Here is a 12,419-nt window from a genome sequence, read left to right as displayed (position 1 = left end):
TCTGCATCACTTAGCGAGACTAAAGTAAAAAGCTGACTTTTTGCTGCGATTAGGAGAGCTATCAAGCGTGGTGATATCCCGCTAGCACCAACGAATATGCACATCTCTCAGCCGTGACTCAGCTTCACATCCTGACTGCTCTAATCCTAAGAGCCGAAGGTGCGGGGTATCACAATCAAGACGGGGCTGCAGACGGGAATCTGTTTCGCGGGTTATCTTGGTTTCAACGGGTATTGCAATGGCTATTTGGTATTTCTGCAGGCTGCAGCCCTAACGCGCGAGAATGTCGCCAGTATCACAATACCTGCGGACGCCTCTTTCTAGAAATCTCCGATTATCTGAGCTTCGAAGCTCACGAGTTTCCGTTGTCCAGTTTTGAAGCGTAATAGAAGGCAATCGCCTGCGCGCGGTTCTTGATCGACAGCTTGTCGTATATGTTCGACAGATGGAACTTTACCGTGTTGGTCGAAATCTGCAGCTCTTTCGACAATTCCTTGTTGGACATGCCCTGCGCCAGTGCCTCAAGGATAGCGAGTTCCTTGCGCGACAGAGTCTGCAAAGGGTTTTGATGCATTTTGCGCACGTCGATATAGGGAAATACCATTTTGCCCTTAGCGACATCGACACAGGTTTCCAGCAAGCCTTCGACCTCGCCCGAACGCGGCGCGAACCCTGCGGCCCCGGCCTGCATAGCCTGACGCGGTACGTCCCCAGCCTCGTCCCCATAGACCACAAAGCGTGGCGCGTTGGTCTGTTCGCGCAGAACCTCAATCAGTTTTGCCGCGCCCAAAGCAGGAAGTTCCCAGGACACAATCCCCACCTGAACCGGCACCCGCATCACTGTGCCCAGAAATCCCTCGGCGGTCGCTGAAGTGGCCACCAGAGAGAATCGCGGGTCGCGCTCGAAGATCTCGGACATGGCCGACAGCACCAAAGGGTTGTTGTTGGCCAGCATGACATCAATGGGGCGTTGAGATGTGTCGGACATTGTTTTCCCGTCTGATTTTATCTAAACCTACCCATTTTGGTGGGAATGCTTTCAGTATACATTGGCATATTTACCAAAATGGGTAGGTTAATACCCACCTAACAAGATATGCTAAAGCTGTAGTAAGTTACGTTGTGCCCCGGCGCAAGTTTCAGTTTTCCTCTGGGTCAAGGCGATCGGCGGTATCGAACACGCCCGACGCACAGGAGGAGCACATGACGTTTCAGATTTATCCAACGCTCGACATCCCCGAGACGCTGGCCGCTGGCCCAGGACCGGGAAACACCGACGCACGTGTTTTGCAGGCGTTTGCCAGCGCCGGCGTTGCCGACCACATGCAGAGCGACGTGCTGCGTGGCATGATCGAATGCAAGCACATGCTGCGTCTGATCTGGGGCACCGCCAACACCCATACCTTCGCGGTTGCTGGCACCGGATGGAGTGGGCTGGACACCATGTTCTCGGCGGTGATGCCGGGTGACAAGGTTGTGGCCTTCACCAATGGCACCTTCTCGGGCATCGATGCGATGACTCTGCGGATCAAGGCTGCAACACCGGAAGAGCACGCGACCAACCCTCTGGACCCACAAGCCGCGAGTGTCGCCGTTATTGAAATTCCCCACGGCCAGCCCGTCACAGGCGAGATGGTCGAAGAGGTGTTGGCCACGCACAAACCGAAGTGGGCCTTCATGGCGCATTGGGAAACCGGGTCGGGTCGGGTCAACGACCTGCGTGGCTTCTCGGATGCCTGTGAACGCCACGATGTGATGGGTTTGATCGATGCCGTATCGTCGTTGGGTATTGCGGATTTCCGCATCGATGACTATCCGGGTGTCGCGGGATGGGCCTCGTGCCCGCAAAAAGGGCTGTGCTGCCTACCGCTGACCTATGCGCCGGTCAGCTTCACCGACGCCTATATCGACGCGCTGAAGGCCTCCGGCGCCTATACATACGTCCACAACCCGATTTTCGAAGCACGCCACTGGGGCATCGTTGACGGGCAAGACGTGGAAAAGGGCACCTATCACCGTACCCACTCGGGCTATGCGATCGCCGCCTTCCATGAATCGCTACGCCTGACTCTGCAGGAGGGATTGGCCAAACGTGCGCATTCCTATCGCACGCATGAGGCCGTCCTGCGCGACGCCGTCACCGCGATGGGTTGCCAGGTCACATCGGACATGCCCAGCCTTGTGGTGCTGAACCTGCCCGCAGAGCTGGCGGGTCGTGAGATGGAGTTGGTACAGAACTGCCGCGCCCGTGGCTTTGGCATCTGGCCGACGCTCAGCGCCCCGGTTCAAGTCCGTATCGGCATCCTGAACCAGCTAACCCACCAATCGGTCAGTCGCATCGTCAGGCTGTTCGCCCAGGCCATCCGCGAGATGGGCGGCTCGGTTGATTTCGAAGCCATCGAAGCACTTTTGGAAAGTCGCTACGGCACATCTATCGCTGCATAACGGGAGGGAATGCAGATGGATATCCATGAATATCAGGCGAAAGAACTTCTTTCGAATTTCGGCGTCGAGGTCCCTTCGGGGGCTTTGGCCTACAGCCCCGAGCAAGCGGCATATCGCGCGCGTGAGTTGGGTGGTGACAAGTGGGTCATTAAGGCGCAAGTCCATGCCGGCGGGCGTGGAAAGGCCGGTGGTGTAAAGCTGTGCAACTCGGAAAGCGAAATATACGAGGCTTGTGACGAGATGTTTGGCCGCAAGCTGGTGACGCACCAGACCGGCCCCGAGGGCAAAGGCATCTACCGCGTCTATGTGGAGGCCGCCGTACCGATTGATCGCGAGATTTATCTGGGCTTTGTGCTGGATCGGTCCAGTCAGCGGGTGATGATCGTGGCCTCTTCGGAAGGTGGGATGGAGATCGAAGAAATCTCAGCTGAGCGCCCCGACAGTATCGTCCGCTCAATCGTTGAACCTGCCGTTGGACTGCAGGAGTTTCAGGCCCGCGAAATAGCATTTAATCTGGGGCTGGAACCTCGCCTAACTCAGCACATGGTCCGTACCCTGCAGGGTTGCTATGCTGCGTTCAGCGAGCTGGACGCGACTATGGTCGAGATCAACCCGCTGGTCATCACTGGTGACGACCGAGTGCTGGCATTGGACGCGAAGATGAGCTTTGACGACAATGCCCTGTTTCGCCATCCGCAGGTTGCTGAATTGCGCGACAAAAGTCAGGAAGACCCGCGCGAAAGCCGCGCGGCGGATCGCGGACTGTCTTATGTCGGACTGGACGGCAATATCGGCTGTATCGTGAACGGTGCCGGTTTGGCCATGGCCACGATGGACACCATCAAGCTGGCTGGGGGTGAACCTGCGAACTTTCTGGACATCGGTGGCGGTGCCTCGCCCGAGCGGGTGGCCAAGGCGTTCCGACTGGTACTGTCCGATGACAACGTTCAGGCGGTGCTGGTTAATATCTTCGCAGGCATCAACCGCTGTGACTGGGTGGCCGAGGGCGTAGTACAGGCGCTGCGCGAGTTGGAAATCGACCTGCCGGTCATCGTGCGTCTGGCGGGCACCAATGTCGAGGAAGGTCAGAAAATCCTGGCCAAATCGGGCCTGCCAATCATCCGCGCGACAACCCTTATGGAAGCCGCTGAACGCGCTGTGGGTGCATGGCGCAACGATCTGTCCCAAAACACCAAGATGAGGGCTGTGTAATGAGCATTCTTCTGGACCGCGACACCCGCGTTATCGTTCAGGGCATCACCGGACGCATGGCGCGCCTGCATACCAAGGATATGGTGCAATATGGCACCAACGTCGTTGGCGGCGTTGTTCCCGGCAAAGGCGGAGAGGCCGTCGAAGGCGTACCCGTATTCGACACCGTCAAACAGGCGGTTGAGGTCACTGGCGCCGAGGCTAGCCTTGTCTTCGTGCCCCCTCCGTTCGCGGCGGATTCGATCATGGAGGCCGCAGATGCCGGTATTCGCTATTGCGTCTGCATCACCGACGGTATCCCCGCGCAGGACATGATCCGCGTAAAACGCTACATGTACCGCTATCCTAAGGACAAGCGCATGGTGCTGACCGGTCCGAACTGTGCCGGTACCATCAGCCCCGGTAAGGCGCTGCTGGGCATCATGCCGGGCCATATCTATCTGCCGGGCACTGTGGGGATCATCGGACGCTCGGGCACGCTGGGTTACGAGGCCGCAGCGCAGTTGAAAGAGCGCGGCATCGGTGTCTCGACCAGCGTCGGCATCGGCGGTGATCCGATCAACGGCTCGTCCTTCCGCGATATCCTTGAGCGGTTCGAACAGGACGAAGACACCGAGGTCATCGCCATGATCGGCGAGATCGGCGGCCCTCAGGAAGCCGAGGCGGCAGAATACATCCGTGACCACGTCACCAAGCCTGTTGTGGCCTATGTCGCAGGTCTGACCGCGCCCAAGGGCCGGACCATGGGCCATGCTGGTGCAATCATCTCGGCCTTTGGCGAAAGCGCCAGCGAGAAGGTGGAAATCCTGTCAGCGGCTGGTGTGACGGTTGCTGAAAACCCCGCGGTGATCGGCGAGACTATCGCCCGTGTCATGGGAAAGGCTGCGTGATGGTCAAACCTTCGGTCCTTGTCACCCGTCGCTGGCCTGCCGCCGTCGAGGCGCAACTGGCCGAAAACTACAACGCCGTGCTGAATACCGGGGACAATCCGATGTCCCCGGCTGAACTCCGCGACGCGTTGAAGACATACGACGCGGTTCTGCCCACCGTCACCGACACGCTTAGCGCCGAGGCGCTGGACGTGACCGCAGCTCAGACCAAGATTTTGGCCAATTACGGCGTCGGGTACAGTCATATCTGTGAACCGGCGGCCCGTGATCTGGGTATGACGGTCACCAACACGCCCGATGTTCTGTCTGAATGCACCGCCGATCTGGGCATGACCCTGCTTCTGATGGTCGCCCGTCGCGCCGGTGAGGGCGAGCGCGAGCTGCGCGCAGGCGGCTGGACCGGCTGGCGTCCGACCCATTTGGTCGGCACCAAGGTCAGCGGCAAGACGCTGGGCATCATCGGCTTTGGCCGCATCGGTCAGGAAATGGCCCGTCGCGCCCATCACGGGTTTGGCATGAAAATTCTTGTCCAGAACCGCAGCGCCGTGTCGCCCGACGTGCTGAAGCAGTTCGATGCGACCCAAGTCGAAACGGTGGATGATCTGCTGCCGCATTGCGACTTTGTCTCGCTGCACTGCCCCGGCGGGGCCGCGAACCGGCACCTGATCAACGGGCGCAGGCTGGACCTGATGAAACCCGACGCCTTCCTGATCAACACCGCGCGCGGTGAGGTGGTGGACGAGCGCGCTTTGGCACAGTCGCTGATGTTCGACACGATCGGAGGCGCTGCGCTGGATGTTTTCGACGGCGAGCCGCGCATCAACCCTGACCTGTTGCAATGCGACAACTTGGTGATGCTGCCGCATCTGGGCAGCGCAACAAAAGAATCACGCGAAGCCATGGGCTTTCGCGTGCTGGACAATCTGGGCGACTTCTTCGCTGGTCGCCCACCCCGTGACCGCGTGATCTGACGCACCCTTCTTCAAAGGAGCAAAACCCATGAGCTTTTATGCCATCGAACAGGCCTCCGCGCGCCTGAACCGCAGCGAACTCGCCGTGCCGGGCAGCCAGCCCGGCATGTTCGAAAAAGCCGCGAACTCGGATGTGGACGTGATCTTCCTTGATCTCGAAGACGCGGTAGCCCCGGATGAAAAAGAGCAGGCCCGCAAAAACATCATTCAAGCCCTGAACGATATCGACTGGGGCAGCAAGACAATGTCGGTGCGCATCAACGGGCTGGATACGCATTACATGTATCGCGACGTTGTGGATGTAGTCGAACAAGCCGGTGCGCGGCTGGACCTGATCATGATCCCCAAGGTCGGCACAGCAGCAGATGTCTATGCCGTCGATATGATGGTCACGCAGATCGAAGACGCGATGGGTTACAAGAAACGCATCGGGTTCGAGCACATCATCGAGACCGCTCTGGGCATGCAGAATGTCAGCGAAATCGCGGCGGCCTCGAACCGCAATGAGAGCCTGCACTTCGGTGTGGCGGACTATGCAGCCTCGACCCGCGCGCGGACCACGATCATCGGTGGTGTGAACCCCGACTATTCGGTTCTGACCGACCCGGATGGCGATGCTGCGCGCGCGACCCATTGGGGCGATATGTGGCACTACGCGCTCGCCCGTATGGTTGTCGCCGCCCGTGCCAACGGTCTGCGTCCGATTGATGGTCCGTTCGGTGATTTCCATGATCCTGAAGGCTATAAGGCAGCTGCCAAAAGGGCGGCGGTGTTGGGCTGCGAAGGCAAATGGGCCATCCATCCCAGCCAGATCGCTCTGGCGAACGAGGTCATGTCACCCAGCGATGCCGAAGTCACCAAGGCGCAGCGTATCCTTGTTGCTATGGCCGAGGCCGAGACCGCAGGTAAAGGTGCGGTGTCTCTGGATGGTCGTCTGATCGACTATGCCTCGATCCGCCAGGCGGAGGTCATGGTCGAAAAGGCTCGCCAGATCGCGGCAGCTTGATTTTAGCCCGAACTGGCGTAGCCACTAGACGGATACTCCCTTGCCCCGGTTGGTCCGGGGCAGGCAACACCCGCGGATTACGTCGATCATCTATTCGGAATTGGACCAGATCTGTAGCACCCAATCCCTGACATTCACAACGCTATTTGAAAACAGTATTTTTCGACTCGGTCAGACAAAACCATCCGCCGACGGCGCGTTCGCTAAAGTCGCTTCGATAGGTTAGTCGCGGCCCAAAGCGGTAATTCAAATCCGAGCATGAAAACTTCCGAGACGCGGACCAAACCGCCTTCGCTTTCGTTGGCGCAATGCCGCCATCCGGTAAGAGATATTCTTTGAGGAAAAACTCAACTATTTGGGAAACAAAAAAGTAACCACAAGTCTCGCGCCCCAACCTTCGGGCCCAATATCGGGGCCGTCGGCCGAATAGCGTATCCCCCCGCCTACGCTGATAAGTTGATCCCCGAGTTGGGTAACTTTGGTGACAACACCGTTGATTGGCACAGACCATTGTTTGTTTTCCCAATCGTAGGTGGACTCAGTGTTAATAGTGAACGTCCACGCGTTCGAATTTGTGTAGGAAATAAATGGCTGTAAGAACGTCTGGCTGATGTCGGTATCACCATCAATGTCCCAGATGTGATTTGTCAGGCCACCATATGTCCACGGACCCTGCTGTTTGAGTGCCACGCCGGTAACTCCTGCACCCCACGCTCCGAGACCTAAGCTGTTATCTGTCGACGTTGGCAGCAGAAAAACGGGTCCAGCCCCCCAGATCCAACCGCCCGCACTTGGTTTTTTGGGCGAAAGAAATAAGCTTTGAACAGTATCTCCTAGCCCAGTCTCGGATCCAGAACCCGGTATGCCACCATCTATGGAGGCGATTGGGAGAATTGTTCGGGATATGACGTTCCAATCGTCCGTAAGATTAAAGGGTACAACCGGCTGTACATTCAATATCCAACGCGAACCGTTTCTGTCGGCACCCAAATTCTGATCATAGTTCAGCTGGAATGGCACACTAATCAGAGCGGCCACGGGGTTGGCAAGTTGCTTTGCTAGTTCTTCTTCCTGGGACTCTGCCCACGCAGTACCAGAAAGGACACCAACCCCGGCAAGTATGGAGCAGCGTAACAACCTTAGTTTCATAGGCGGTCTCCTTTCAACTGGCCGTTTCCTCATGGGTGGCTTGCACTTGAGATCGCCAGATTGGCAATGACGTCAATGGCCCACTCACAGTCCGCCACCGCCGAACTGGATGAAATTATCCAACCTGGTTGACTTATAGCCAAAATACTTGGTCGAAACTGGCTTTCAGACTGTCTCCATAAGCGTGTCCGAAAGCACATCCTCGGAGAGCGCCCCCGGTGCGCCTATTGCGACAAGCCTTGTTTCGGGTTTGCGGTCACCCCAAGCACCATCCCGTGCGATGTCCATTCGTTTTCCAACCACCTGAACAAGAATGCGATGATCTGGATCCTCCTCGCTGAAAACAAAACCCTTGAGGCGATAAACGTCGCCCGGAAGCTTCCGAATTGCACTCCGGAGGGAAGACAGGCTTATTGGGCGTTCAGCTTTCATCATAGTTGTTGAGAAGCTGTCTGAGTGATCAGAGTGGTGGCAAGCACAATCTGGCCCATGTTCGTGATGATCGGGTATTTCTGTTTCGAGCTGTTCGGCGGCAAAGCGACCGACTGAAAGAAGTATGTCCAGAGGGACGTCTGCGTTTACAGCTTCGACAAGACGATAGCGACGGAAGCGAGAGCCAAGCCAGTCGTGCACCTTCTGAACTGTGGCCCTGTCGACAAGATCAACCTTGTTCAAAATAACCATGTCCGAGAACGCAATTTGACGAAGCTTCAATTCCATTTGTTCTGGCGCAGCAAATAGCTGTTCCGCATCGACAAGACACATAATGCTGTCCAAGCGGATCATGTCCCGGAACCGTTGATCCGTAAACGTCATCGCGATTGACGATGGGTCCGACACTCCGCTTGCTTCAAGGACGATGTATTCTGGTTTCTCAGGCCGAGCCAGAACAGCTTCTACCGTTTCAATCAGATCATCTCGTATCGAGCAGCAAACGCACCCATTAGCCAAACTCATCACATCATCTTCGAGGCCAACCACCAAGTCGGCATCTACGTTTATTGATCCAAAGTCATTCACCAGGACTGCCACTCGTAATCCGTGATTGCCGGTAAGGATCCGGTTCAAAAGTGTCGTCTTACCGGCTCCAAGAAAGCCGGTAAGGATCGTAACAGGGATCGCAGAAGTCGAACCAAATTCAATCATTGTTCGATCTCCTCTCAGTCTTCATCACGCGAGCCGATTACATCCGAAACTTTGATGGTAAAGTCCTGCGGCCAGTCTCCGCCGGGTGCTCGGAAAACGTCAGTTGGGTAGTATTCGCGTGGATCGATCTCCATATCTCGATACTTCTGGTCTTGCTGGTCTGCGCGGGTGAGTCTTGGGTTCGGTAATGTGATTTCATCCGGAAGCTCAATACGCCCGGCCTCGGCCGCCGCAGCCAGTTCACGAAATGGTGGCACAGTACCGGATTTTCCGGGCAGAGCAGCTTTCCTGTACCAGATTGCATCCTTGGTCACGTTCACAACGGCTACATCGAGACCCCATTGGAACAGACCGTCGTAGTGGGCGCGAATACCAGCCAGCATTTCAGCGTCGATGTCTTCATCCTGGGTATAGTGTGTCACCATTCCCAAACGCGGTCTTGTGTCAGCAAAGAGCTTACCCACGGCATAGTGGGAGGTGTGATGCGTATCGATAGTGTAGTTAAAGAGATCTTGTGGGATACCGTATTTGTAGGTCATCAACTGACCAATATCCTGCCCCGACATTTCGGTTACAAAGACATCAACGCCTTCGCCGTATTTTCGTGAAAGCTCATCCGGGCGACCATCGCCGGTCCATACAAAGCTCAGACCATTCCAATCGAGCCGATAACCAACCGCACCGTCCTTGGCATGACTTCGCGGCCAAGACCGAACAGTCACACCGTCTTCGTCATAAACAATACCACCTTCTTGGCGGAAATCGAATTCATTGACTTCGATCTCGTAGCCGTCTCCAATCGGGAAAACATCAAAGGCCTCCAGATGCCATTTGAGCATCTGTTGCATGCCTTTGACCATTCCGGCTGTGCCAAGCTCGGGCGTTCGACCTGACGGCCCATGGATGCGTAGTGGCGTGTAGCCACCCGACCAGGCACGGAAGGGGTAAATATACGGAATGTCGGCATAATGGTCGACATGCAGGTGAGAGATGAAGATGTCGTTGATCAACTGCCCAGGCACTTGCATCGCAATGATGTTGCGGACACAACCGGACCCAAAGTCGAAGAAGAACCGTTTTCCATTCCCCAACTCCACCATGATACAAGTACCCGCCTGATCTTCGCGCGGCGGATATGGTGTTGAGCCGCAGAATGAGATGCGCATCTCATCTGGCCCTAATTCCTCACTCAGTGGGAAATAGTTCGCATTTGAACCCGTCATGTACTTCGTCGGACGGAAGTACTCCGGCAATGATATGCCACCTGCGGGTCGACCACCATATGGGTTCTTGAGTGTTTCTCCTAGAGGGCCGTCTCCTTCGTGGGCCTCGGCAGTTCCTGCCGCAAACCCAGCCGCCCCTGTGGCAGCCGCTCCAGTGGCCAAGCCCTTTAGAACACTCCGCCGCGACGGGTCTTCAATTTGATCTGACGCCTGAACCTGTTTGTCGTCCTGGTCTTTTCTATTGTCTTCCTTGGTCATGGATTGGTCCTCAGTTAGAGTATCTCACAGGTTGCGCTTCAACATCCGGCGAAGCTCGTTGATGAGTTCAGATTTGATGTGGGCCCATTCGGCGCGCTCTGAGGCCGTGATCGATGCGTCTTTCGAAAACGCAGATGCTTTCTTCAGGTCCTTGATGACCTCGCCGAGTAGTGCATCCGTTTCGATGCGCCCCGACAGCACATCGGAAAGTTCCGGAATTTCTTCAATCAGGTTCACCGTCACTGGAAAAATCCCGACGCCCACTATCTATTCTCAAATCAAGATGAGTGCGGTTGACCATAAAGGCCAAGTGAGTCACCGTGAGTTGGGGGTGAGTTGACATTGAACAAATCAAATGATTTGCCAATAAATCAACAAGTTGGCCAACCTTCTTCGGAACTCATCCGGGAAGCTCTGAGTCGAATTGTATCAAGCGACGGGTTTCAAGCTTCACCCCGACTCACGCAGTTTCTCACCTATATAGTCGAGGAAACTCTATCTGGTCGAAGCGCTCAGATTAGAGGCAAAGCTATCGCTGTTGAGGTCTATGGGCGGCGCATAGATGGTACTGGTGGTCAAAACCTGGTTCGCGTTGAGGCTAGGCGACTGCGTCGCCTTTTACATCAGTTCTACGAAGATCACTGGGACGGCAACGGGGTTCGCATTTTTGTTGATCCCGGCGGATACAAGCCGCGGTTTTCATACGAATCTACAATCGAAGACCGTACATCAAGTGAACTGAAGAGCGACAATCCAGTTGGCCGTTGGCGTTCGCGGCAACTGCTGCCTGCTGGACTAGGTGTTGTTGCATTAGTCGCTGTGTTTGGCATCTGGATGAGCCAGGATAACAGGGAGGTTGTGCCGACAACTCGATCCATCGAGAAAGCAGAACGTGTGGCGCTTGGTGAACAATCATTGACGAGACTCCAGGCGGCCAACATTGCAGACCAAGCCCGAGGCATGTTTTTTCCCGTTTTTGATGTCAAACGTCAGCAGATAGCACTGGGAATGTTCCAGCACGCGATGGAACTCGACCCGGCTCTGTCCGACGGCTATGCCGGATCAGCGCAGGTCCTGGCGATCCTGGCGGTGTTGTCGCCGGATGAATCACAAAGGGATGATTTCTCCAATCAAGCTTCAGAAATGTCTGAAAAAGCGCTTCAATTGTCCCCGGCCGACGCCTGGGCAAACAGCGCAAACGGTTGGGTGCTGGCTGTCAAAGACCAGCCAAACGAGGCATTGAAATACGCAAGGATGTCGGTCGAACTGACGCCGAATGATGGCCATATTCTCGACCTTGCAGGTATCACCGCCATCTTGGCTAACGCCCCGGAATTTGCCGCCGAGGTTAGCAACCCGGATAGACCCAAATCAGGATCCGGGAGGTTTGGTGCGAGAAACATCTGGGGCGTCTCGCAACTTATGCTCGGGAACTACGAAAATGTTGTTGAAGCTTTTCAGGGAGCGCCAGCTGCTGGAGCGCCAGTAAGTGCTCCTTCGCTCTTGTTCCAAGCCGTTGCGCACGATCAGTTGGGAAATTCAGAAGAAGCAAGACGGCTCGTTGCTGAAATGCGCAGGACATGGCCTGAGTTTCCGTCCGAGTTTCTCGCCGATAGGATTTTCCACAACGACATCAATACGCGGAATATGATACTGGAGACGTTAAGTAGATACTGACGAAACATATCGCGGCTGTTGCCTATGCTGGGTTCAGACTTTTGCCACCAGTCTCGCGAAAATCGGAACTGATACCAAAAGCAGCGCAAGAATCAAGAATGCCGTCGCCAGTGTGATGCCCCAGATATGAAACCAATCAATGCTGGCCCCATAAGTATGCCTGCATATCCCGTTGTAGTAACCGAGGCGATAGCAATCCCCGGTGGCATCAAGTTTTGACGTCCAGCAGTGCTGAATAAGATCGGCACCACAACCCTTCGCCTTCTTCGCTTCTAAGACCGTTCACAGCACTAAGCGGACGTTAAACTGGCGTCTTTTTGCTAGCAGTTTAAGGATGAAATCTGCTTCAAATTTTTGGCAAGTACCGATCCAAAAGAGCGTCGACCAACCCTTCCTGAAGTCGGTAACCAGTTGCTTCGTCTACACGCAGAATGTCTTCAAG

At 55.7% G+C, this 12,419-nt stretch carries 11 protein-coding genes; 6 read left to right on the top strand and 5 right to left on the bottom strand.

All coding sequences use genetic code 11. From position 1 onward, the window contains the following. Positions 1-352 precede the first annotated feature (352 nt). Complete coding sequence (locus tag ACR0I1_RS14500) at positions 353-988, bottom strand: response regulator transcription factor (RefSeq protein ID WP_255612072.1); 636 nt, start codon at positions 986-988, stop codon at positions 353-355. Positions 989-1,203: 215 nt separating this feature from the next. On the opposite strand from ACR0I1_RS14500, the gene ACR0I1_RS14495 reads away from it, so the two are divergent. From ACR0I1_RS14495 to ACR0I1_RS14475, 5 genes are read left to right on the top strand one after another with little or no spacing between them, the layout of a single operon-like run. Further along, positions 1,204-2,445: a pyridoxal-phosphate-dependent aminotransferase family protein gene (locus ACR0I1_RS14495; RefSeq protein ID WP_480706995.1), complete on the top strand. Its 1,242-nt coding sequence runs from the start codon at positions 1,204-1,206 to the stop codon at positions 2,443-2,445. A 15-nt stretch (positions 2,446-2,460) separates the two neighbouring features. Next, positions 2,461-3,657, top strand: a complete 1,197-nt coding sequence (locus ACR0I1_RS14490) for a malate--CoA ligase subunit beta (RefSeq protein WP_480613297.1) — start codon at positions 2,461-2,463, stop codon at positions 3,655-3,657. Then, complete coding sequence (gene sucD, locus ACR0I1_RS14485; protein ID WP_170647205.1) at positions 3,657-4,547, top strand: succinate--CoA ligase subunit alpha; 891 nt, start codon at positions 3,657-3,659, stop codon at positions 4,545-4,547. Before ACR0I1_RS14490 ends, sucD begins: the two co-directional genes overlap by 1 nt. Beyond that, positions 4,547-5,518, top strand: a complete 972-nt coding sequence (locus ACR0I1_RS14480) for a 2-hydroxyacid dehydrogenase (RefSeq protein WP_480706994.1) — start codon at positions 4,547-4,549, stop codon at positions 5,516-5,518. The genes sucD and ACR0I1_RS14480 overlap by 1 nt, the downstream gene beginning before the upstream one ends. 28 nt (positions 5,519-5,546) lie before the next feature. Further along, positions 5,547-6,524, top strand: coding sequence for an HpcH/HpaI aldolase/citrate lyase family protein (locus tag ACR0I1_RS14475; RefSeq protein WP_170424788.1), 978 nt, complete (start codon positions 5,547-5,549; stop codon positions 6,522-6,524). 351 nt (positions 6,525-6,875) lie between these two features. Here the strand turns inward: ACR0I1_RS14475 and ACR0I1_RS14470 are convergent, their stop codons facing one another. The 4 genes from ACR0I1_RS14470 to ACR0I1_RS14455 all read right to left on the bottom strand — a co-directional run bounded on the left by ACR0I1_RS14470 (position 6,876) and on the right by ACR0I1_RS14455 (position 10,543). Then, positions 6,876-7,673 carry a transporter family protein gene (locus ACR0I1_RS14470; protein WP_480706993.1) on the bottom strand — a complete coding sequence of 266 codons (798 nt, stop codon included), beginning with the start codon at positions 7,671-7,673 and terminating at the stop codon, positions 6,876-6,878. A gap of 165 nt (positions 7,674-7,838) precedes the next feature. After that, positions 7,839-8,819 (bottom strand): CobW family GTP-binding protein, encoded by a 981-nt coding sequence (locus ACR0I1_RS14465; RefSeq protein ID WP_480706992.1) that lies wholly within the window; start codon positions 8,817-8,819, stop codon positions 7,839-7,841. A 14-nt stretch (positions 8,820-8,833) separates the two neighbouring features. Continuing rightward, the gene (gntH, locus tag ACR0I1_RS14460; protein WP_480454213.1) at positions 8,834-10,300 is read right to left on the bottom strand and encodes a guanitoxin biosynthesis MBL fold metallo-hydrolase GntH; all 1,467 of its coding nucleotides are present in this window, start codon (positions 10,298-10,300) and stop codon (positions 8,834-8,836) included. Positions 10,301-10,324: 24 nt separating this feature from the next. After that, positions 10,325-10,543: a hypothetical protein gene (locus tag ACR0I1_RS14455; RefSeq protein ID WP_170402049.1), complete on the bottom strand. Its 219-nt coding sequence runs from the start codon at positions 10,541-10,543 to the stop codon at positions 10,325-10,327. A gap of 93 nt (positions 10,544-10,636) precedes the next feature. Between ACR0I1_RS14455 and ACR0I1_RS14450 the strand changes: the two genes are divergently transcribed. After that, positions 10,637-11,977, top strand: coding sequence for a tetratricopeptide repeat protein (locus tag ACR0I1_RS14450; RefSeq protein ID WP_480706991.1), 1,341 nt, complete (start codon positions 10,637-10,639; stop codon positions 11,975-11,977). Positions 11,978-12,419 lie beyond the last annotated feature (442 nt).

Source organism: Ruegeria sp. B11 (genome assembly GCF_056539785.1).
This window is presented reverse-complemented; position numbering and strand designations above follow the sequence as displayed.

Coding starts and splice junctions, on each gene's coding strand:
- gntH (WP_480454213.1), bottom strand. CDS start 10,300: ATGACCAAGGAAGACAATAGAAAAGACCAGGACGACAAACAGGTTCAG.
- ACR0I1_RS14465 (WP_480706992.1), bottom strand. CDS start 8,819: ATGATTGAATTTGGTTCGACTTCTGCGATCCCTGTTACGATCCTTACC.
- ACR0I1_RS14475 (WP_170424788.1), top strand. CDS start 5,547: ATGAGCTTTTATGCCATCGAACAGGCCTCCGCGCGCCTGAACCGCAGC.
- ACR0I1_RS14470 (WP_480706993.1), bottom strand. CDS start 7,673: ATGAAACTAAGGTTGTTACGCTGCTCCATACTTGCCGGGGTTGGTGTC.
- ACR0I1_RS14500 (WP_255612072.1), bottom strand. CDS start 988: ATGTCCGACACATCTCAACGCCCCATTGATGTCATGCTGGCCAACAAC.
- ACR0I1_RS14495 (WP_480706995.1), top strand. CDS start 1,204: ATGACGTTTCAGATTTATCCAACGCTCGACATCCCCGAGACGCTGGCC.
- ACR0I1_RS14490 (WP_480613297.1), top strand. CDS start 2,461: ATGGATATCCATGAATATCAGGCGAAAGAACTTCTTTCGAATTTCGGC.
- ACR0I1_RS14480 (WP_480706994.1), top strand. CDS start 4,547: ATGGTCAAACCTTCGGTCCTTGTCACCCGTCGCTGGCCTGCCGCCGTC.
- sucD (WP_170647205.1), top strand. CDS start 3,657: ATGAGCATTCTTCTGGACCGCGACACCCGCGTTATCGTTCAGGGCATC.